At 34.4% G+C, this 24308-nt stretch carries 13 protein-coding genes; all 13 read left to right on the top strand.

Translation table 11 applies throughout. The features are described 5' to 3' along the window. Positions 1-26: 26 nt before the first annotated feature. Positions 27-1034: a family 16 glycosylhydrolase gene (locus F6P99_RS01415; RefSeq protein WP_226912983.1), complete on the top strand. Its 1008-nt coding sequence runs from the start codon at positions 27-29 to the stop codon at positions 1032-1034. A 77-nt stretch (positions 1035-1111) separates the two neighbouring features. Continuing rightward, a complete protein-coding gene (locus F6P99_RS01410; RefSeq protein WP_226912982.1) occupies positions 1112-2023 on the top strand; it encodes an AraC family transcriptional regulator in 912 nt (303 codons plus the stop codon). A 116-nt stretch (positions 2024-2139) separates the two neighbouring features. Further along, on the top strand, positions 2140-2460 hold the full coding sequence (locus tag F6P99_RS01405; protein WP_152285657.1) for a VOC family protein: 321 nt from the start codon (positions 2140-2142) through the stop codon (positions 2458-2460). Between the two features lie 135 nt (positions 2461-2595). After that, positions 2596-2949: a hypothetical protein gene (locus F6P99_RS01400; RefSeq protein ID WP_152285656.1), complete on the top strand. Its 354-nt coding sequence runs from the start codon at positions 2596-2598 to the stop codon at positions 2947-2949. A gap of 136 nt (positions 2950-3085) precedes the next feature. Next, a complete protein-coding gene (locus tag F6P99_RS01395) occupies positions 3086-6322 on the top strand; it encodes a glycoside hydrolase family 2 TIM barrel-domain containing protein (RefSeq protein ID WP_152285655.1) in 3237 nt (1078 codons plus the stop codon). 116 nt (positions 6323-6438) lie between these two features. Then, entirely contained in the window at positions 6439-10551 is a 4113-nt protein-coding gene (locus tag F6P99_RS01390; RefSeq protein ID WP_152285654.1) for a hybrid sensor histidine kinase/response regulator transcription factor, read from the top strand. A gap of 346 nt (positions 10552-10897) precedes the next feature. Then, on the top strand, positions 10898-11755 hold the full coding sequence (locus F6P99_RS01385) for an AraC family transcriptional regulator (protein WP_152285653.1): 858 nt from the start codon (positions 10898-10900) through the stop codon (positions 11753-11755). 240 nt (positions 11756-11995) lie between these two features. Next, positions 11996-15235 carry a SusC/RagA family TonB-linked outer membrane protein gene (locus F6P99_RS01380; RefSeq protein WP_152285652.1) on the top strand — a complete coding sequence of 1080 codons (3240 nt, stop codon included), beginning with the start codon at positions 11996-11998 and terminating at the stop codon, positions 15233-15235. Positions 15236-15252: 17 nt separating this feature from the next. After that, positions 15253-16974, top strand: a complete 1722-nt coding sequence (locus F6P99_RS01375; protein WP_152285651.1) for a RagB/SusD family nutrient uptake outer membrane protein — start codon at positions 15253-15255, stop codon at positions 16972-16974. 236 nt (positions 16975-17210) lie between these two features. Further along, positions 17211-19277 carry a glycoside hydrolase family 127 protein gene (locus tag F6P99_RS01370; RefSeq protein ID WP_152285650.1) on the top strand — a complete coding sequence of 689 codons (2067 nt, stop codon included), beginning with the start codon at positions 17211-17213 and terminating at the stop codon, positions 19275-19277. 144 nt (positions 19278-19421) lie between these two features. Continuing rightward, on the top strand, positions 19422-20393 hold the full coding sequence (locus F6P99_RS01365) for a family 16 glycosylhydrolase (RefSeq protein ID WP_152285649.1): 972 nt from the start codon (positions 19422-19424) through the stop codon (positions 20391-20393). A 155-nt stretch (positions 20394-20548) separates the two neighbouring features. Beyond that, the gene (locus F6P99_RS01360) at positions 20549-22579 is read left to right on the top strand and encodes a glycoside hydrolase family 127 protein (RefSeq protein WP_152285648.1); all 2031 of its coding nucleotides are present in this window, start codon (positions 20549-20551) and stop codon (positions 22577-22579) included. A gap of 153 nt (positions 22580-22732) precedes the next feature. Then, positions 22733-24226 (top strand): sulfatase family protein, encoded by a 1494-nt coding sequence (locus F6P99_RS01355; RefSeq protein WP_152285647.1) that lies wholly within the window; start codon positions 22733-22735, stop codon positions 24224-24226. The last annotated feature ends 82 nt before the right edge of the window (positions 24227-24308 follow it).

Here is a 24308-nt window from a genome sequence, read left to right as displayed (position 1 = left end):
TTGAATTTTATAACATTACTGTAATTATGAATTTTGTTAGTACTAAAGTATTACTGATGGTTGGTTTGCTCGGATTGTTCTCGTGTGGTGAAAGTAACGAAGAACTTATAGAGTATGCAGATGAGGAAGTGGAGTTTCCGGAAGATCCAGTAATTGATGACACACCAAAAGTATTGTTACCTGCTTCTGATCAGCAAAATTCTGGGAATTGGGTGTTAAATGAAGAGCTTAGTGATGAATTTGAAGGGCAAGTTTTGGACGAAACGAAATGGTTAGTTCAAGGTAGAAACGGAGAGTTTAAATCTAGATTCGTTGGTAGGGCTCCTTCACAATTTTCAACGGATAATGTAAAAGTTGAAAATGGAAAGCTAATGTTAGAAACCCGTTGGGATCCAGATTATAATTTTATACCAAAAATTGTAAATGGACTTAATTATGACGAGGTAAATGGAGAGAAAATATATTTCGAAAATATTACAACTGCTGCCGTAATCGCTAAAAAATCATTTACCTATGGGTATTTAGAGATTAAGTCAAAAGCTGCCGATGCTGAGGTAACGAGTTCTTTTTGGGCTACAGGAGGTGGTACAGAATTTGACTTTTTTGAAATGTTTGGCGATCACAAACAGACCAATAAAGAGAGAGCAGGAAAAGAGAGAGAATTGTGGTGGTCTATTCATGATTGGACTAACTTTGGAAATGGTAGAACAACTTATACAGAACATCATGATCTAGGATTTAGAGTTGCAGATGATTTTCATATTTATGGTTATGAGTGGAACGAAAATGAAGTGAAAATATATATAGATGGCCAGCTGTTTAGAAATGTATCTAGAGAAGTTATAAATGCTTATGATGATACCAACTTAGGAGGAGGAAACGGTGATCGTGAAAACTTTGTAGTAACACAACCAATTTATGTTTGGTTCGATCAAGAAACTTTTCCATGGCATGGAGTTCCAGATTCTAAGTCAGAATTAGGTACAAATGGAAGTGTGTTTTTCGAGATAGAATATTATAGACTTTGGCAATAATTTTACTTTAAGAATAAAATTTTGAGGTAAAAACGTGAGACGGATAGATAATTTTTAACAATTAGTGAGGCGTAATAATGATTCAATTTGTAGAAGACCAACAATTAGATTTTATGAAATTATTTTTAAAGAACTCTAAAGATATTGTAAATCAGAGGCTAAGCGTTTTAAGAAACAAGGTGCCTTGTATTGACTCATCGTGGCACTACCATAGTCAATTTGAGTTGTTATATGTTACTAAAAGTAGCGGTATCAGGTTTGTCGGAGATAGCGTTGCGTCTTTTCATCCTGGAGATCTAGTTTTGGTAGGTGCATATGTTCCTCATCTTTGGAGAAATGATGCGTCTTTCTATGATCATAAGAATGAAGGAAACAAGCAAGTTGAAACAACGGTACTGAAGTTTAAGAAAGAGTTTATCAGTGTAGAAACATTTGAGAGACCAGAGTTTATTGAGATTAGGGAACTGTTAGATGAGTCAAAATTTGGAGTCAGTTTTGGTTCTGAGATCACCGAAGAATTACATGATACATTAGCAAAAATTGTAAAAATGCCTCTTGCGAACCAATCAATCCATTTGATGGAAATATTACTTAAGTTGGCTAGAACAAATGATAAGGTTAGATTATCAAACACAGATATGAGGCAGGTGGTCCCTCATAAAACCGATAAACTGGATACGGTTTTAAAGTATATTTCAGATAATTATACACAAAATATATCCCTTGAAGATGTGTCCAATTTGGCATGTATGACACCTAATTCCTTCTGTAGGTTTTTTAAAAAAATGACAAATAAATCGTTCGTACAGTTTTTGAATGAAGTTCGAATAAAAAAAGCATTGAGGTATTTGGTGCACAAAGAAAAATCGGTTTCTGAAATATGTTATTTGGTGGGTTATAATTCGATTAATAATTTTAATAAGCAATTTAAGTTAGCTATGGGTAGTACACCAAACGAATACAGATATTATAATATGATTGGCGATTAGTAAAGGTAATATAATGTTGGTGTAGGGTAAAAACCATAGTTTTAATTACTAATAATTAAGCCAATTTTGTAACAGGAAGTAACTTTCCAACTATAATATAAACTTAAACAACAGCAATGGATTATAAATTTAGTCATATTGGAATCCCAACAACAGAAGAAAAAAATTGGGATGGTTTTTACGAGCCAGGGAAGATTCATTATACAGATTTTAGTAAAGATGAATATGGAGTAGAATGGATAAAGTTTGATTCGGATTCTCCTATGCCTGAAATGATGCAGAAATTGCCTCATGTCGCATTTTTAGTAGATAATATCGAGGAAGCTATTGAAGGGAAAGAAATATTAGTCGAAACCTTTTCACCAGGTGAAGGAGTTAGAGTGGCTTTTATTGTTCACAACGGTTCTCCGGTTGAATTTATGGAAGTAAAAGAATAAAAATTGAAGAAGCATATACCTGCTTAGATAAGAGTTGAAGTTTTTTAAGTTTCGCTTTTGATTTGGTTTTGGTTAGTTTATAAGTGGGTATTGCTTTTCTTCAGAAATATAATAACAATTTAAAAGTTTCAAAAAATGAAAAAAATAATTTTACTCGCTGTTTTGGTATTTTCAATACAAGGTGTTTTTGCTCAAGATAAATACCAAATGAAAAAAATCAATTATTATGTATCTGCAGCTGCAGAAGAATTTGACTTAGACGAAGCTGAAGAGAAAAACTTGTTAGATGAAAGAGTCGCTTATTTTAATGATTATGTTGCTATCATGAAAAAAGGCAAAGCAGGTGAAATTTCTGCTGAGGATATAAAGACTCAAATCAATGAAGTCAATAAAGAGTTTAATAATAAGTTAATTAAAATCACTGGAAAAACGTATCCTGAACTAAAACCTTTTATGGATAGAATGCGTACAGAATTAAAGAATATTTAGATTCCTAAAATAAAAGTAGATTAAAATGCCTAATGAATCTTTCATTGGGTATTTTTTGTTAAAAGAATTAAAGTTTATTTGTCTGAAAATATTTAATTTAGACGCACTTTCTAATTATATTGAAAACAAAAATAGTATGAGAATAAAATATTTTATTGCCGGAGTAGTAACGCTATTACTTTCGTTTCAAAGTATTGCACAGAACGATTGGGAAAATGGTTTTATGTTTGAGAAAAACAAATTGAGAGCTCGTGTACCGAGTTACTCTTTTAAAAATCATCAAGATGCGTTATTGGGTAATCGTGAGGTTGCAAGACTGCAAAGCTTAAATGGTACATGGAAGTTCAATTATGTCGATAAATCTAGTGATCGTCCATTAGATTTCAGTGCAAAAGATTTTAAGGGAGAAAACTGGGCGGATATTCCGGTGCCTTCTAACTGGGAGCTACAGGGCTTTGGTCAACCGATCTATACCAATATTATTTATCCATTTACACCAGATATAGAAAATGGTGGGAAAAGAAATTTTAATTACATGGGGCCACATCCGCCTCAATTTCCATTTATTGAAAAATATAGAGACAATCCTGTAGGAAGTTATTACAGAGATTTTACCATCCCAGCTGATTGGAAAGAGCAATCTGTAATATTACACTTTGGTGGTGTTTCTTCTGCATTTTATGTATGGGTAAATGGTCAAAAAGTTGGTTACAGTCAAGGAAGTCGTTTGGCGGCAGAGTTTGATATAAGTGAGTACTTGGTTGAAGGAAACAACAGAGTAGCCGTTCAAGTATTTAGATGGAGTGATGGTAGTTATTTAGAAGATCAAGATATGTGGCGTTTGAGTGGTATTCACAGAGAAGTGATGTTGCTTGCACAACCAAAAATTGCTTTAAATGATTTCTTTGTAAGAACAAAATTTGATGGTGAATTAGAAGATGCAAAAATAGAAGTACGTCCCCATTTATGGATGTTGGGTGATGAAGAAAAATTGAAAGGATGGGAGTTGTCTGCAGAGTTATACGATGCAAATAATCAGAAAGTCTTGTCGAAACCTATGACTGCTTCAATTGAAGAGATTCATTTTGAAAGATGGCCACAGCGCGATATAACGAAGTTCGCGTTTTTGGAAGCGAATATAGAGAGTCCAGAAAAATGGTCTGTAGAAAACCCATACTTGTACACGTTGGTTTTTGACGTAAAAGATCCGAATGGTGTTGTAGTCGAATCTAGAAGTCAAAAAGTAGGTTTTAGAAAAGTTTCTTTTAGCGATCAACAAGAATTATTGATCAATGGAAAGGTTGTAAAAATAAAAGGGGTTAACAGACATGACCATGATCCAGTTAGAGGTAAAGCTTTGACTAGAAAAGACATGGAAGAAGATGTAAAAGTGTTGAAGCAATTTAACTTCAATGCGGTTCGTACATCTCACTATCCTAATGATCCTTATTTTTATGAGCTTTGTAATAAATATGGCTTGTATGTAATGGATGAGGCAAATATTGAAACGCATCATTTAGGAAGTTATGCTCCTCAACAACCAGAATTTGCAATTCCTATTTTAAGTCGTGTCATGCGAATGGTTGATAGAGATAAAAACAATCCTTCAATTATTTCTTGGTCATTAGGAAACGAAGCAGGTACCGGACCAGCCTTTGCAGCAGCAGCTTCTTGGGTAAAAGATTACGACCCGTCACGTTTTGTGCATTATGAAGGTGCACAAGGAGATCCTACACACCCGGATTACAAAGAAGGTGAAGAAGGTCAAGAATTGTTTAGAGGGCCAGCACATGCAAATCCTACAGATCCGAAATATGTTGATGTGTTAAGTAGAATGTACCCTGAAATATACCAACTTAAAGCAATGTCTGAAAGTAAGTATATCAATCGTCCAATTGTGATGTGTGAATATGCACATGCGATGGGGAATTCTATTGGTGGTTTAGGTGAATATTGGGATTTGATCAATTCAAAGCCTAATTTAATTGGTGGATTTATCTGGGATATGATAGACCAAGGATTAGAGGCTACTAATGAAAAAGGTGAAAAATATTATGCTTATGGAGGTGATTTTGGAGATGTTCCAAATGCTGGTAATTTTTGTATAAATGGGGTGTTTGCTCCAGATAAATCTCCAAATCCACATGCATGGGAATGTAAGTATATCTTTCAACCTTTTAATTTTACAACTGCCGATGCAGGGACAGGTAAAGTTCAAGCAACGAATCATTTGAATGTGAAAAACTTAAATGATTATGTCGTAAAATGGACAGTTTCTGAAAATGGAAAAGTAATTCAAAAAGGAACTTTAAAAAACGTAGATGTAAAAGCGGGTACGGTTGGAGAACTTCAAATACCGATCAAAAGAATACGTTTCAAATCAAATTCTGATTATTGGTTGCAGATTTCAGTTCATGAGAAAGCGCAAACTTTTTGGGCGGCTGAAGGACATGAAGTTGCGAAAGAGCAATTGTTGATTCAAGAAAGAAGTTTGGATACTGCATTTTCTTCAAAATCAAAAACACAACTAGTTGTAAAAGAAACTGAAGCTGAAATAGCTATTAGTAGTAAAAAATTCACTGCTAAAGTTTCTAAAGAGAATGGATACTTGACCTCATTTATTGTTGGGAAAAAAGAGCAAGTTTCAAGTCCGTTAAAGCCTAACTTCTATCGTCCTCCTGTAGATAATGATATTCGTGGAGCAAGTAGTCGTTTGTTTAAAAAATCAAGAGAATATTGGAAAACACTTGAATCAAAATTGAAAGTTTCCAATGTAGATGTAAAGTCAGAGAATAATGTTGTTACGATTGTTGTTTCAAAAGCTTTCAAAGATGAGGTAAAGTTAGAAACTTCTTATGTATTGTTAAGTGATGGGCGTGTAAAAGTCTCTATGAATTTAGATGCGAAAGAATCGTTGCCTAGTTTAATTCGTTATGGTATGACGATGGGGGTGTCAAGTTCATATAAGAAGTCTACTTTTTATGGAAAAGGACCTATGGAGAGTTATGTGGATAGAAAAAGAGGTACCGTTGTCGATGAATACAGTTTTGCAACAGATGATTTGTTTAACAATTATATTTATCCTCAAGAAAACGGAAACAGGTCAGATGTACGTTGGTTGGCATTGTCTGAATCGCGTAAACCAGGTATTGTGGTAAAAGGAGCACCTGAATTCGGTTTTTCTATTTGGCCATATGCAGCGAGTAATATAGAAAAAGCTCAGCATCCTTACGATTTGGTTGAACAAGGTTTTTATACTTTAAATATTGATTTAATTCAAATGAGTGTCGGAGGTACTTTGTCAGAAACATTACCTCAGTTTTATATCAACTCAGGGAAGTATAATTTTGAATATACGTTAGAATTCAAATAACAAGATTGTTATTCTACTACAAACTGCTTTGTATCTTTATGCAAAGCAGTTTTTTTGTTTCAGAATTAGGTAAAAACCTCCTAAAAAATAATTAAAAAATATCGTAATATTAAATCATGGTAAAAAAGTACTTCCTTTATGTTGCGTTTTTCTTTCTTTCGAAGGCGTTGTTCGCACAAGAAAGTCAATTAAAACCGATATCGCACATTTCTGTTTCTGAAGGTTTGTCGGATTATAGTGTAACCTGTTTGTTAGAAGATTCAAGGGGGTATATTTGGATTGGTACTTTTAATGGATTGAATAGGTATGATGGCTATGACATAAAGAAATATAGAAATACTACCAATAAAAAAATACTAGTTAGTAATAGAATTCGATCTCTTTGGGAAGATGCAAATGGGCTTATTTGGATCGGGACAGATAATGGAATTACTATCTATGATTATGTTTTAGATCGATTTACTCCCTTGTATTCAAATCAACTCAAGAATAAATTAGACAAGGGACCTGGGGTGTTGAAAATAGTTGAGAATGATAGTAAAGGGCTATTGTATGCCATGACATGGCAAGAAGGTGTTTTGGTTTTTAATTCAAGTCAAAGGTTGTTGGATAAACATTCGATACCCTCGGAATTATCGAATACTCCAATTTTATTAAACGATTTGGTTTTGTTAGATGTCAATAACTTATTGATTTCTTCAAATATTGGAATGCTTCATTTTAATACAGTCACTAAAAAATACAAATTACTTCCTGATGTTACTTTTGAGAATGCAAAGGCTTTGCAAGTTTTCGATAATGATAAGCTTTTGGTTACACTTGAAACAGGAGTTGCTATTTATTCTTTTAAAATACTTGAAGAAGGGTTCTTTTATACAAACTTGTATAAGGGATTTCAAAACACGAGATTTAACGTTGCAACTATCGACAAACAAGGTAATTTATGGTTAGGAAAACGATATACAGGTTTGTCTTTTATAGATAATGTTTTCAAGCTTATACTCGAGAAGAATGTTGTACACTCTCAGTTTAAAATAGAAACGGAACATAGTAATATAACATCTATCCTGATAACGGAAAATAAGGGAGCCTGGATAGGTTCTTTTGATAAAGGTGTTTATAAATTGAAATCCAGAAAAACACCCTTCAAGCAATTCTCTAATGAAGATGTGTTGAGTAACGACATCAACGCCTACAGAATATTAAATATATCAAAGATTGATGATCAGCGAGCGTATGTGATTACCAGAAATGGTCGTGTAGATTTAATAAACATAGCCACCGGGAAAAAGGAAAAATTACCCATAAGTTTTAGGAGAATTTCCAATAGCAATGTTGTTGATATTTTGGTTGATTCTAAAGACAATACTTGGGTTTGGTATCGAAATAAAAAGTTATATAAAGTCCATAATAAAAGCAAAAAGGTTGAACTGATAAAGTGTGAAGACTTAGCTGATTTGATTTCATTTCGTTCTATCGAAGAAGATCAGTTTGGAGATATTTGGATTCATAGTGTGAATTCTATTTTTCGTCTCAAGTTTGAGAATGATAAATTTTCTAATGCAGAATTGCTTTCTAATAACCCATTTTTCATCAAAGACAAGTTGTACTACATGCGCGATTTTTATTTCGATCCGATTTATAATTATTTGTGGCTGGGTACCATACATGATGGTTTGTATCGTATTGAATTAAAAAAAGATGTCCCATTGGATCAATTGCCAATTATTCAATGTATAGCAGATGTGAATGATGTTGAATCTTTACCTTATAATTATGTAAGTGCAATAAAAAGAGGGCCAAATAATGTATTGTGGGTTGGAACTGCAGGAGGTGGAATCAGTAAAGTAAACGAAGATAATGACAAATTAACTTTCAAATCATATACAGAAACTGAAGGTCTGTCTGATAACAATGTGCAGGATTTATTCGTTGACAAAAAGAATAACATTTGGATTCCGACAAATTTCGGACTCAATAAATTCAATCCTAAAGAAGAAAGTTTTGCCAAGTTTTATAAAGAAGATGGTTTGCCATTTGAAGAGTTTAGAGATATAAATACCTTATTTGATAATGGTACTTTATTGTTGAATGGCTATCGAGGGTTTTTCTATTTCAAATATGAAGAACTAGAACTTTATAAGCCACTGCCGCAATTGAGTTTTACCAAACTAAAAGTGCTGAATCACGAAATCAAACCAAAAGATACAATAAATGGCAGTGTTGTTTTAAATAGTAATCTTGATTATACAAATGAGTTGGTTTTAGAGCACGACCAAAATATCATTTCAATTGATGTAGTTTCGTTGCATTTTTCTAACCCAAGTAAATATTATATAAAATATCAACTGTACCCTACCAATGCTGAATGGATAAAAGTTCCTAGTTCACAGAAAACAATAAACTTTAACAGTTTGCCTCCAGGAGAATATATATTGAAATGCAAGGCCTCAAACTCATTGAACGATTGGACAGATGCAAAAGAGTTAAAAATAAAAATTTTACAACCTTGGTGGAATACTACCATCGCAAGGTTGCTATATGTCTTGTTGATTGTAGTAGTTGTCTTTGGAGTTGTGAATTATAGATTACAATATATTAGACTAGAGCATGATTTAGAATTAGAGCAATTCGAAAAAGATAAGGTAAATGAGATAAGTGCAGCAAAATTGAGGTATTTTTCAGATATTTCCCATGAGATCAAAACACCGCTCACCCTTATTTCTGGTCCTGTATCTATCTTGTCAGAAAAGTTTAGAAAACAAACTGATATTTATGGTCATTTAGAAATGATTCAAAGACAGACAAGAAAAATCATACAGCTAGTCAATCAAGTTCACGATTTCCAAAAATCTGATGCGAATGCGCTAAAGCTCAATAAATCACATTTTTATTTTAAAGACTTGATAGATGAGGTTTCAAAAGATTTTGAGTTACATGTGATAAACCACCAAAAGAAGCTGGAAATCCAGAAGCCAGAACATGCGATCTATGTTTTTGCTGATTATGATAAAATAGAGAAAGTTTTGACCAATTTATTGAGTAATTCTTTCAAGTTTACGGAACCCGACGATACAGTTACTATTCGCTACTATCAAGAAGGCAATAAATTATGTGTAGCTATTGAAGACACTGGCAAAGGAATTGAGCCCGAAGATTTACCACATGTTTTTGATAGATTTTACCATTCGAGAAAGAAAAATAGTTTTGGTGTTGGAGGGTCCGGAATCGGATTGGCATTTTCTAAACGTCTTGTTGAAATGCATTATGGTAATATTGTCGCTGAAAGTGAATTTGAAAAAGGTACCATTATATCGTTTCAGCTCCCGATTGTCATTGAAGGTTATTCAGAAGTACAAATAGAGAAAGAAAAAGAGGTTCTTGCAACTGAGCGGGAATATAATAGCGTTAAGTTTGTTCCGGATCAAAAGCAATTAGAAAATATCGATGTAGATGAAAGTATTTCTGGTGCGAGTATATTTTTAGCTGAAGATAATGACGATATGCGCATGTTTATCTCAAACGCGCTAAGCGGATATTTTAAGGTTTCTACATTTCGAAATGGAAAACTTTGCCTCGATGCACTTGCGACCGAATGGCCTGATCTTATTATTAGTGATGTTTTGATGCCTGAATTAAATGGGTTTGAATTGTGCAGAAGAGTGAAATCAGATATCAATACGAGCCATATTCCAATCGTATTGCTTACTGCATGTGCTGATGTTGATGAACAGGTAAAAGGATTAATGGATGGAGCTGATAGTTATATCACGAAGCCATTTGAAATGAAACTGTTGATCTCTAAATTAGAATCGATATTACAAGGTAGAAAGTTGCTTCGCGAGCGGTTTGAGGTAAATCTTCCGTTGACGAGAAAAAAAGATGAAATCGTTAATGTCGATTTGGCATTTTTAGAGAAACTCTATAGTTTGATGGATGATAACATAGACAATCCCGATGTTGATATCAATTCATTTGCTAAAGAACTGTTTTTAAGCAGAACTCATTTTTTCCAAAAGGTAAAGGCACTTACTGATCAAACACCATATAATTTGTTAAAAACATATCGATTGAAGAAAGCTGCAACGATGTTGGTACAACAAAAAATGTCGGTAAATGAAGTGTTTTTGTCAACAGGATTTAAAAATAGACCTCATTTTAACAAAGCCTTTAAAGAGTTTTATAGTGTGTCTCCATCTGTTTACGCGTCAAAAGGAGGGGTAATATAGAGTTGCTATTGTCAATATTACGTTAATTCTGCGTTCAAGCTATTTGACTTGATTGGTCGTATTTTAACCATGTTTTCTCGGATATTACCCATGTTTTTAAATCTTTTAAGGGTTAATTCTGAGTGTGTAGAAACTATTTCGTGTGTTTTTATACTGTGTTTTTTGTTTTGTTTTTCTCAATGAATACGGTGTGTTAGAGTGTTTGTGTACTCAGGTATATATCTCATGTACTCAGGTTTAATTATGAGATGCAAGCTGTGCCTAGATTTGTGTATGTCTCTTTTGTTAATTGAAAACAAAACGAGAGATAGAATAAACCGATTTTAACTTTACCAATATTTTAGCCATGAAGTTAGTTTTAAAAAATACAGACACGTTAGTTAACGAAAGATTGAGTGTTACTAAAAAGGAAGTTCCTTGCTTAGATGCTACTTGGCATTACCATGCACAATACGAATTGTTGTACATAACGAAAAGTACTGGAATTAGATTTGTTGGTGATAGTGTTGCACATTTTGAGCCTGGTGATTTGGTTTTAGTAGGTCCCTATTTACCACACCTTTGGAGAAATGATCCTGAATACTATACCGAAGGACAGTTTGATAGTGTGAACACCATTGTAATGAAATTCAATTATGATTTTCTTGGTGAAGGTGCTTTTGATAATCCAGAATTTGCAGAGATTAAAAAAATGCTTTCTCAGTCAAAGTACGGAGTTTCATTTGGCAATAAAATATCTAAAAAATTACATAAAGATTTAATTGGTATCTACGATGCAACGAGACCTGAACAATCGATTAAGCTTTTGAATATATTGTATAATTTATCTATATCTGAAGATCGTATTCAATTGTCATCATCCGACATGAGACAATACACGACAAATAATTCAGATCGTATCGATACAGTGTTAAAGTTTATTTCTGACAACTATGCTAGTTATATCTCACTAGAAGATGTGGCAGATGTTGCTTGTATGACTACAAATTCTTTTTGTAGGTTTTTTAAAAAAATGACAAATAAGTCTTTTACTCGTTTTTTGAATGAGGTAAGAATTAGAAATGCTTCTCGACTATTAGTACAGGAAGACTATCCTGTTAATGAGGTTTGTTACCTTGTTGGTTATAAGTCTGTTACTAATTTTAATAAACAATTCAAACAAGTGATGGGTTGTACTCCAAAAAATTATAGACGCTCAATATAAAAATTATCCCGATGGTAAAATAAGGTGATCGGTGGGTAAATTTCATCCGTTTATGCGTCTAATAAATATTGAGTTTTGTAGAGTAGAAACTAAATTTTTGTTAAAATTCAACATTTTTATGTTAATTTAAGACATTAACATAGGTAAAAGTATTAACCTATGTCATGTGTTGATTCTCTGATTTTACAAGATTGAGGTTTCTACGAATTATTTAACCAATTCTAACTAAACTCAATTTTTATGAAAAAAATTAGAAAACTAGAACCGGTTACTACCTGTCTTAATTTAGATGGCATAGTGACTAGTCGATTTTTCAAGAAAGCACTTTTCTCTGCTTTTTGTGTATCACTAGGTTTAAATGAAGTGAATGCAAATGAATTCACTGCAATCAAATCAAGTGACTTAAATTTGACTTCTGAAGAAGTTGTATTTGCTCCAGTTCAGCAAATAGAAATTACAGGTACGGTTTCAGATGATCAGGGACCAATGCCAGGAGTAAATGTAATGATCAAAGGTACTTCAAAAGGAACGCAAACAGATTTTGACGGTAATTTCAAAATCAATGTAGACAGCAGAGATGCTGTTTTGGTTTTTTCTTATATTGGATTTTCTGACCAGCAAATTTCAGTAGGTACCAACACAAATCTTAACGTTACAATGAAGGCCGATGTGGAAGGCCTTGATGAAGTAGTAGTTCTAGGATATACTACGAGAAAAAAAGGTGATGTAACAGGGTCTGTAAGTACTGTAGGGTCTGAAACATTACAACAAACAACAAACAAAGATTTAGCAAAATCACTTTCTGGTAAAGTTACTGGGGTGATCATTAGTGATAGAGGTGGTGTACCTGGATCTACTGATGAAGATGATCTTTCAATCTTGATTCGTGGTAAAGCAACACCAGGAAACAATCAGCCTTTAATTTTGATTGATGGTGTGCCTTCAGGGTCATTCTCTCAATTATCTGCTCAAGATATCGCATCGTTAACGGTGTTAAAAGATGGGGCAGCGGCTATTTATGGTGCAAGAGCAGCCAATGGGGTTATCTTAATTACTACCAAACGTGGTGGTATTGGAAAACCAACGGTAAACTTATCCACTTCTTATGGTATCTCGCAATTCTCTGCGTTTCCTAATCAAATGACTTCTGAGCAATATGCTATTTACGAAAATGAAATTGCTGAAAGAAATGGGTTAACACAACCTTTTTCTGATGAAGATATTGCAAAATACGCTGCTGGTAACGATCCTTTAAATTACCCGAGTACACAATGGGGAGATTTAACTTTTAAGAGCTCAGCACCAGAATCTAGAACATCTATTTCGGTATCAGGAGGTACAGAAAGAGTAAAGTATTTTGTGAGTGGTGATTTCATCAAACAAGAAGGGATGTTCCGTACAGGGTCCTTAAACTTTAAACAAAATCAGGTTCGTTCAAATATTGATATCAATCTTACAAAAGATTTCAAAGTTGGAGTTGATTTATCAGGAAGATTTGGAGATAGAAATGCACCAGGTGTATCTCAAAGTTATATATACAAACACGTATATACAAACTTCCCAACTGAAGTTGGTGTCTATCCAAACGGATTGCCTGCTTGGGGTGGAGAAAATGGATCTAACCCATATATAATGGCTACGGATGCTTCTGGAAATGTAAATAGAAAAGACAACGATTTACGTAGTAGATTTTCTTTTGATTGGAACTTGAATAAACTTACTGATGGGCTTTCTGTAAAAGGATGGGCTGGTATCAGAAAGCAAAGTTACGATGAGAAGAACTGGTACACACCTTGGACGGTATACACATACCAAGAAGGTTCTGATGAATATGTTCCTTCTTTAGGATTTTCTCAGCAAGGACAACAACGTGTTTTACGTGAATCTTTTTGGAAATTCGATGAAACAGTGTTAAACGCAACCGTTCATTATAATAGATTGTTTGATGATGTTCATTCTGTAAGTGGATTTGTTGGATATGAGCAGGCTGAGTCTACTCGTAGAAATTTTTGGGCTGAAAGAAGAGGATTCCCAACACCTGATCATTCTGAGTTATTTGCAGGAGATGATGATGGACAACAATCGTATGGAGAATCACAAAGTTGGTCAAGAGTGAATTATTTTGCAGCATTGTCTTATGACTATGATAAAAAATACTACTTAGACTTCACAATCAGACATGATGGTTCTAGTAATTTCGGACCAAATAAAAGATTTGGTACTTTTCCTGGTGTAGCTGCTTCTTGGGCAATTCACGAAGAAGGATTTATGAACAACGTTTCATGGTTGTCTACATTGAAACTTAGAGCATCATGGGCCAAAATGGGTAATGATAGAACAGATGATCCAAATCAATGGAGAACAAGATATGATTACGGAAGTGGTACCAATGTAGCTCGACCTAATTTTTATGTCGTAGGTGAAGGTGGTGTTAGTAATAATGGATTTCGTTCAGCTGGGGTTCCAAACCCTGATGTTACTTGGGAAACAGCTTACATGCAAAATATTGGTTTGAGTTTTGGGATGTTTAGTGGAAGACTTACAGGAGATTTAAACTATTTCTACCAAAACAGACAAGATATTTTGGTGGATGAAACAGCAGCTATTCCTGATGCAATAGGGATAAACAACTTACCTGAAAAAAATATTGGTATTGTTGATAGTTTTGGATATGAGATTGAATTGGCATGGAATGATAGAGTTGGAAATGTCGGGTACAATTTAGGATTGAATTTCACAAATGCTCAAAACAGAGTAGTGTCATGGCCAGAACCGGTTGATATCCCAGATAAGTTAAGAAGAGAAGGTCACTCTATTGATTCTTATATAGTATACCCAACAAATGGTGTGTTTAGAGATCAAGCTCAAGTAGATGCGGCACCTGCTAAATTAAACGGAACCGTAGAAGGAGAACCTTATTATATTGATACAGATGAAAATGGTACGATCAACGCAGATGACCGTGTGAGAACATTTACGTCAAATGTTCCTCAAATTCAATATGGTATTACAGGAGGATTGAATTATAAAAACTTCGATTTCCATTTCTTGTTTCAAGGTCAAGCAAAAGCTGAGATGTTAGTGTTCTTTGATCAAAATGGTGCGAAACCTGAGCATGTATTTACACAAAGATGGACTCCAGAAAATCGTGACTCTCGTTATCCAAGAGCCTTTGGTCAAGGAGATCCATATAGTGGAAACCAAAGTGGGGATTCTGAGAATTTTGAAGGAGCAGATTTCTGGTTGCATGATGCTTCTTTCGTGAGATTGAAAGAAATCGAGGTTGGATATACATTCAATAAATCTCAGATTAGATTTGCAGATGTAAAACTATTCGTAAGAGGATTGAACTTATTTACATTTTTCTCAGACGTGTATGATTTAGGATTGGATCCAGAAGCAGCTGGGTACAACAACTTTAGAGGAAGTACATATCCTTCTTTGAAGACGTATACTTTAGGTATGAATTTTACATTTTAATTAAAACAATTTAGAAGATGAAAAATATAAAATATATATATATCTGCGTTGCAATGATATTTCTTGCAACCAGTTGTAACGACGATATTTTAGATATAGATGTGACAGACGCCTTTGGTGAAGATTTGATTTATAGTGATCCTGATCAAGTTGAAAAAATGCTATACTCAGTATACAATAGTACAGAAAGCTGGGGAGTAAATAAGTTCAACTGGTGGGGGCGAAGGTTTAATATTGAAGCAGCTTCGTTTGAAGGGAAATTTAATTTTAAAGACTTAGATCAGTTTAGATTGAGAGCTGGTTGGAATCCATCAAATGTAGGTGTTTTTGGAGACAAATGGAGAAATTATTACTTATACATACGTGAAGTTAATGAGTTTATGGATAGAATCGATGCTAGTGAAGCAATGGCTAAAGATCCAGCAAAAGTTAATGTTATCAAAGCTGAAATGTTATTTTTAAGAGCAAATTGTTATGCAAAATTGATCAATTATTTTGGAGGAGTGCCTCTTTTTGATTCCGCCCATGAATTAGATGATGATTTTGCAATTGTTAGAAATACGTATGAAGAGTGTGTTGATTTTATCGTAAAAGATTTAGATGCCGCGATTCCTTTATTACCAGTATCAAGACCAGCAGATGAATTTGGTAGAGCAACAAGACTTGCTGCCATGGCTGTAAAATCTAGAGTTTTGTTATATGCTGCCAGTCCTTTACATGACGGTAGTGCAGAACCTATGGGACCAATGTATGATTACACGAAAACTACCAAATGGCAAGATGCATCTGATGCAGCTAAGGCAATCATTGATTTGGTAGGAGAGCGAGATTTAATTGCTGTTGCAGATGCAACAGAGTACCAAAATTTATTTTTATCTCCGAATGACGATATTTTATTTGCAAGACCATTTGGGGCTGCTTATTACGATTTCGGTACGGATGTAAACTCTTTATGGGATCAAACAATGTCGCCTAGTGGTTACGGGGGATGGGCACTAAGTTCTCCTTCACTTAATTTTGCACTAGAGTTTAATATGGCAGATGGATCGGATACAGAAACAGGTTCGTACAATGCTGCTGCTCCTAATGACAATAGAGAGATGCGTTATTATGCGGATTTAAATTATAATGGAGCTACCTATAGAGATAGAGAAGTTGAGTATTTCTTATCTGAAGATGTGAATGTGCATCCTCATGGATTAGACTCTCCAGAAGGTCTAGGGAATGCTTTACACTCTTCAAAAACGGGGTATAATATTAGAAAGTTTCTAGATGAGTCATTGACTACTTTAACTACTGTATCTGCTGGGAGACCTAGAATTTTGTATCGTTTGGCTGAGATCTATTTGAATTATGCTGAGGCGCAATTTAATTTGCCAGCTTCAAACGAAGTAGAGGCTCGTAAATATTTGAACAAAGTATCTACTAGAGCATTACAGCCAGCAATTACTGCTACGGGTGCAGATTTGTTAGAGGCTATTAAGAGAGAAAGAAGAGTTGAACTTTGTTTTGAAGGACATAACTTTTTCGACGAAAGAAGATGGAGAAATCAAGCTCATGTTGGTGGTTACGATGTAAAAGGACTTTCATGGACTAAAGATGCTGCTGGTGTTGTTTCTCCTACTGAAGTAACAGTAGTAACAAGACCTTGGTTTGAAGCATTGTATTATTTACCGATTCCTCAAAGTGAAGTAAATAAAGCTCCGACTTTAGTGCAAAATTATGGTTATGATTTATAATTTTTCATAAAAATAGTTGAATGAAATACCGAGAAGTGATCTTCTCGGTATTTTTTTTGTAGTTTGTTTATATCCTTATATGGGTAAAATAATGCCTATAGAGGGTAAGTTTTATTTACGGAAAATTGATATTATGAATTTACTTTGTATAGTAATGAACCTATCGTTGGTAATGAAAAAAAACGAATAGACCTTTTTTTAGAAATGGCTATTCATTCACGGTAAAATATTTAATAATGATTTTGAGAAACAAACAACAAAAAAAATCTTTAGTGAAAGCATTGGTATTTGCAAGCTGCTCAATTTTAGCGGTAAACAGTGCAAGTGCGCAGCACAAAGGTATTATTGACAATTCTGATAGTAAACATGTAAAGCTAAAAAGTATCGACATGGGAGACTGTCATTGGACGGAAGGATTTTGGGCTGAGAAGTTTAAAATTGCAGAAAAGACGATGATTCCCTATATGCGTACAGTTTTAACTGGCGATGTTGGTCATGCATTGAATAACTTTAAAATTGCAGCTGGATTAAAAGAAGGAGAGCACAAAGGAATGCGTTGGCATGATGGTGACTTTTATAAATTTATGGAAGCCGAGTGTTACCTATACTCTCAAAATGGTGATGAAAACTTACTAAAAGAGTTAGATGGTTATATAGAAATCATTAAAAAAGCACAAGCTAATGATGGCTATTTACAAACACAAATTCAGTTAAATGAAGATGTAGATCGTTACGAGAATCGTAAGTACCATGAAATGTATAATTCAGGACATTTAATGACGTCTGCTTGTATTCATTATAGAACAACAGGTCAGAGAAACTTTTTAGATATTGCTATCAAGCATGCTGATTTATTACACACGCAGTTTATGCCAGATAATAAATTATTGGGGCGTTTCGGGTTTAACCAAACTCAAATAATGGGATTGGTTGAAATGTATAGAACTACAAATGATAAAAAATATTTAGAATTAGCAGAGAAGTTTATCAATAATAGAGGTAAATATAAAGTTACAGAAGTATCTACTACAATTGGTTACCCGATTGGTGATATGGTACAAGAGCGTACACCATTGAGAAAATCAAGCGAGGCTGTTGGGCACGCTGTATTGGCGTTGTACTATTATGCTGGTGCTGCAGATGTATACGCTGAGACAGGTGAACAAGCCTTGGTAGATGCATTGGATAGACTTTGGAGCAATGTGACTGAAGAAAAAATGTACGTAACAGGTGCTGTAGGTCAAACACATTATGGAGCTTCTACAAATAGAGATAAAATTGAAGAAGGATTTATCGATGGGTATATGATGCCAAACATGACAGCATACAATGAAACTTGTGCAAATGTTTGTAACTCAATGTTTAGTTATAGAATGTTAGGTTTGCATGGAGAATCTAAATATGCTGACATCATGGAGTTGGTATTGTATAATAGTGCATTGTCTGGAATTAACCTAGAAGGAGACAAGTACTATTACGCAAACCCTCTTAGAGTGATTGAAGGATCAAGAGATTACAAAAAAATGAACACGGAGTATCCAACACGTCAACCTTATTTAGATTGTTTTTGTTGTCCTCCAAACTTAGTAAGAACTGTGGCAAAAGTATCAGGTTGGGCATATAGTTTAGCTCCAAACGGTGTTGCTGTAAATTTATACGGTGGAAATACTTTAAATACAAAGTTATTAGATGGATCAAAGATTTCTTTAAAGCAAGAAACTATGTATCCTTGGGAAGGAGCTGTTAAAATTACAGTAACTAAAGCCAAACGCAGTGCTTTCGATGTAATGTTAAGAATTCCGAATTGGGCTGAAGGAACTTCAATTATGGTAAACGGAAAGCCAGTTGATGTTGCTGTGAAAGCCGGAGAATTTGCGGTAATTAATCGTAAGTGGAGAAAAGGAGATGCAATTTCAATTGATTTCCCAATGGATGTAACTTTTGTAGAAGGTCATTCTAGAATTGAAGAAGTTCGAAATCAAGTTGCAATCAAAAGAGGTCCAGTGGTATATTGTTTAGAATCTGCAGACTTACCAAAAGATGCGAATATTGTTGATGCCTACGTAAAAGGTGATGCTTCTGCCTTGAAAGCTGAGTATAAAGCTGACTTTTTAGGTGGTGTAACGACAATTTCTGGAGATATTTTATTGAGAAAAGACAAGTCAGATCAGAATATGTACAATAAGGTTTCGAAACCTGTTTTAGAATCTTATAGTACGCAATTTGTACCTTATTATTCTTGGTCAAATAGAAATAAAGGTGTAGAAAGTGAAATGAGTGTGTTCTTACCGGTGGTTTGGTAATAACAAAGATTTAGTTTGGAAAACCTCAAATCATATCGATTTGAGGTTTTTTTGGTAAAATAGAACTATTCGTAGTTAATTAATATAAAGCTGCAAGTAGTTTATAGTACTTACTTTGTAGTGGTTTAATTTAATTTTATAAATATGTTTCATAAAAATATAAGTATCATCGTATTATTTCTTGCATTTTTTGCATTGCAGGATAGTTTTGCACAGGAGGTGTTTCCGTTTTCAGATCCTGAGAACAAGGGAGCTTGGGTTTTAAACGAAGAGGCTAGTGATGAGTTTGAAGAGCGTCGTTTAGATGAAGATAGGTGGTATGTTGTAGGTAAATTAAAAAGAGGGAAACCGGTATACAAACACCCAGATAAGCCAAATAAAAAAGTATGGAAAGGTAGAGCTCCATCTCAGTTTTCTGGTGAAAACTATAGATTAGAAGATGGAAAGTTAATTTTAGAAACAAGATGGGAGCCAGATTTTCCGTTTAGCGATGAGTTAAGTAAACCGTGGGGAAAAAATAACATACGTAGTAAATTCGAAAACATTACTACGGCTTGTTTAATAGGTAGAAAATTTTTCAAGTATGGTTATATGGAAATCAAGAGCAAAGCGGCTGATGCTGAAATTACAAGTGCTTTTTGGGGGATCGGTAGCGGTACTGAATTGGATATATTTGAGCAATTTGGTAGCGGCAGAAACCCGAACAAACAACATTTAGATACAGAAATGTGGTGGTCTATTCATGATTGGAGCAGAGAAGGAAAAGGAAAAAGTGTTTACACAGAACATTTAGACTATGGATTTAGAGTTGCAGATGATTTTCATGTTTACGGAATAGAATGGAATGAGAATGGTGTCAAACTTTACGTTGATGGGAAATACAAAACAGGTGCCACTAGAGAACAAGTTGATGCCTATGCAAAGGCAAAAGGTTATCCGAATGGTTGGGTGTTAGATGGTGAAATTAGCATTTGGTTAGATCAAGAAACATTTCCTTGGCACGGAGTCCCAGATTCTCTTGAGGATCTAGAATTGAATAGTCCCGAGGGAGAAAAAGAAGATGGCGTAGTAGATTACGAAATAGAATATGTGCGAATCTGGCAAAAGAAGAAATAACAATACATTTAAACTCAGTTACTAAACATAACTGAGTTTTTTATTTAACATACAAATACATACATTTTATATACCCTCAGAAACAAAGAATAGACTCGATTGTGCTATTCTTGTTTTGTGTAATTAATAAAAATATTTTCAAACTAAGTTATCAGATGAAGTATTCAGTAAAGGTTCAACTAATTTTATTATTGGCAGTTGCAATGTCAACACTAGTAGCAAATGGACAAACAAAAGGAATAATTAATAATAAGGAGAGTAAATTTGTAAAATTAAAAAGCATCAATATTGGTGATTGTCAATGGACAGAGGGTTTTTGGGCAGATAAATTTAAGGTTGCGGAAGAAGTTATGGTACCTCATATGGGAACTTTATTAACTGGTGATGTAGGGCATGCACTAAATAATTTTAAGATTGCTGCTGGTTTAAAAGATGGGAAGCATAAGGGGATGCATTGGCATGATGGAGATTTTTATAAATGGATGGAGGCATCTATGTATATCTATGCTCAAAATAAAGATAAAAAGATATTAGACGAGATTGATGGTTATATAGATATCATCGGTAAAGCTCAATTAGAGAATGGATATCTTCAAACTGCGATTACTTTGAACAACAGGAAACCTTTTTCTGAAATACGCTTTCATGAGATGTACAATAGCGGGCATTTGTACATCAGTGCGTGTATTCATCATAGAATTACTGGTGATGATAAATTTTTAAACATTGCCATAAAGCACGCAAATAATTTATACAAAACCTTTCAGCCGCAGCCAAAGGAATTATCGAGATTTGGTTTTAATCAAGTTCAAATCATGGGGTTGGTTGAGTTGTATCGAACTACCAAAGACAATAGATATCTTGAGTTGGCCGAAATATTTATCAACATGAGAGGTAAGTCAAAAGTTGTTGATGATCCGTCTGTTCGTGTTAAAATGATGGGAGATATGACCCAAGAGCGTGTGCCAATCAGAAAAGAAACAGAAGCAGTAGGACATGCAGTTCTGGCACTTTATTTTTATGCCGGTGCCGCAGATGTGGCAGCGGAAACAGGGGAGCAAGCATTGATTGATGCATTGGATAGGTTGTGGGAAAATGTAACCGACAAAAAAATGTATGTAACTGGGGCTGTTGGACAAACACATCATGGGTCTTCTTCGAGGGTTGATATGGTGCATGAAGCGTTTATTAATGAATATATGATGCCTAATTCCACGGCTTATAACGAAACTTGTGCGAATCTATGTAATGCTATGTTTAGTTATAGAATGCTTAGTTTGAAGGGAGAATCAAAGCATGCAGATATCGTTGAGAAAGTGTTGTTTAATAGTGGTCTATCAGGAATAAGTATTGAAGGGAAAGATTATTTTTATGCAAACCCTTTACGTGTGAATTTAAATACGAGAAAACAAAAGAAAGACAGAACGGAAACAGAAGTTCGTCAACCGTATATCAGTTGTTTTTGTTGTCCGCCAAATTTGGTTAGAACCATTGCAAAAACTTCTGGTTGGGCCTATAGTTTAGCTCCAAATGGAATAGCTGTAAACTTGTATGGTGGAAATGTATTGAATACGAATTTGTTGGATGGTTCAAAAATTTCTTTAGAGCAAGAAACAAAGTACCCTTGGGAAGGTAAAGTCAAAATCACTCTGAAAAAAGCAAAACGCTCTGCTTTCGAAATTTTGTTAAGAATTCCATCTTGGGCTGATGGAACACAGATATTTGTAAATAGTGAAAAAATTAACACATCAGTTGTGCCTGGTGAGTTTGCTTCAGTATCAAGAAAATGGAAAAAAGGTGATGTGATAACGATCGATATGCCCATGGAGGTAAAATATGTTCAAGGACATCCTAGAATTGAAGAAGTTAGAAATCAAGTTGCTGTGCAACGTGGTCCGGTCGTTTATTGCGTTGAAACTGCGGATTTACCTGAAGACACTAAAATTTTAGATGTATACCTGCCGTCTACATCTGAATTAAATGCTGTATATAAACCTGACTTTTTAGGAGGGTTAACTACAATAGACGCAGATGTGCTTCTTAGAAAAGATAAATCTTCAAAAATGTATCGATCTGTTGATAAACCAACTTGGGAAAAAGTATCAACGCAGTTTGTGCCTTATTATGCATGGAGTAACCGTGGGAAAAGCGAAATGTCTGTTTGGGTTCCAATTATTTGGGAATAACCAGGTTAAGATTAATATTGAAAAAAGCACTGTCTCGTTGACAGTGCTTTTTTTGTTATGAGTTAATTTTGATTAGGTTTAGGTGTATTTTGGGTGAAAATGGAAAGATGATATACCGTAATTTTATATCACTATTTGAAAAAAATAATAAAAATGAAAAAAATGAAATCTTTCAATATCGTTTTAGGACTTGCTTTGTCAATTGTAAGTTGTGGCTCGAGAGCTGCTGAACCTGTAAAAAAGAAAACTCCACCGAACATATTAGTCGTTTTGTGTGATGATCTTGGGTATGCGGATGTTGGATTTAATGGTTCACCGGATATAATCACACCTGAATTAGATAAATTGGCGAATAACGGAACAATATTTACTTCGGCCTATGTTGCTCATTCATTCTGTGGTCCATCAAGAGCGGCTCTAATGACAGGGCGTTATCCCCATCAAGTAGGGGTTCCTTTTAATTTGCATTCAAATTCAAGCGAAGCCGATGCAGATAATATGGGGATACCTACAAATGAAGTGTTTATGCCAAAAGCACTACAGAAAGAAGGATATTATACTTCTGCAATAGGAAAATGGCACTTGGGAGCTGCGCCTAAATTTCATCCAAACAAAAGAGGTTTTGACAATTTTTATGGATTCTTAGGAGGTGGACATAACTATTTCCCAAGTAAGTATCAGAAGCAATACGCGAATCAAGTAAATGCTGGTGCAAAAGTGATTCGTGATTATATACTACCTTTAGAACATAACGGAAAAGAGGTAAAAGAAACGGAATACATAACAGATGCATTATCAAGAGAGGCTGCTAATAGTATAAAAGTAGCAGCAAAGAATAAAAAGCCTTTCTTTATTTACCTTGCCTATAATGCACCACACGTGCCATTGGAAGCGAAGAAAGAAGATATGGATGTGTTCCCTGAGATTAAGGATAAAGATCGTAAAATTTATGCAGGTATGGTGTATGCTTTAGATAGAGGTGTTGGTAAGATTGTTCAGACTCTTAAAGAAACGAATCAATTTGACAATACGATAATTGTCTTTTTAAGTGATAATGGAGGTAATTTTGATCATGGTGCAAATAACTATCCTCTAAAAGGTACGAAAGGAGATACTTGGGAAGGTGGATTTCGAGTTCCTATGTTCGTACATTGGCCGGCAAAAATTCAAAGAGGTCAAATATACAAGTATCCTGTATCGGCGTTGGATTTGTACCCAACTTTTTTGAGTCTTTCGAAAGCTAAATTACCTAAAAATAAAACCTTGGCAGGTAAAGATCTGAGCAAAGCTTTGTTTGAAGGAGAAGATGTGTATAAAGAAGATATGATTTATGCCGTTAGGTACAGACATGGTTATTGTGATGTAGCTGGAAGGAAAGGAAATCTGAAAGTTACTCGAATGGGTAACGAGCCTTGGTTGTTGTTTGATGTTGAAAAAGACATGGGAGAAAAGAAAAACTTGGGGTACAGATACCCGGATAAAATGAAAGAAATGGTCGGCGAAATTGCTAATTGGACCCAGAGTTTTGTGAAACCATTATGGTATTATTCAGCCATGGATGAATTATTGTGGGAAGAAGGAAGAATGCCAAACTTCAAAGAAACTTTTGAAGTGAATAAATTGAATCAGACAGCCTCAAAAAAATAATACCTTAAGGTTAAAAAAAATTGAAAGTAATTCAAAAAAAACACACTTTGTTAAAAGTGTGTTTTTTTTGTTTAGAACTATT

The organism is Flavicella marina (assembly GCF_009193215.1).
Lineage (GTDB): Bacteria > Bacteroidota > Bacteroidia > Flavobacteriales > Flavobacteriaceae > Flavicella > Flavicella marina.
Note: the sequence above shows the minus strand (reverse complement) of the source record. Positions and strands in the feature narration are given on the sequence as shown.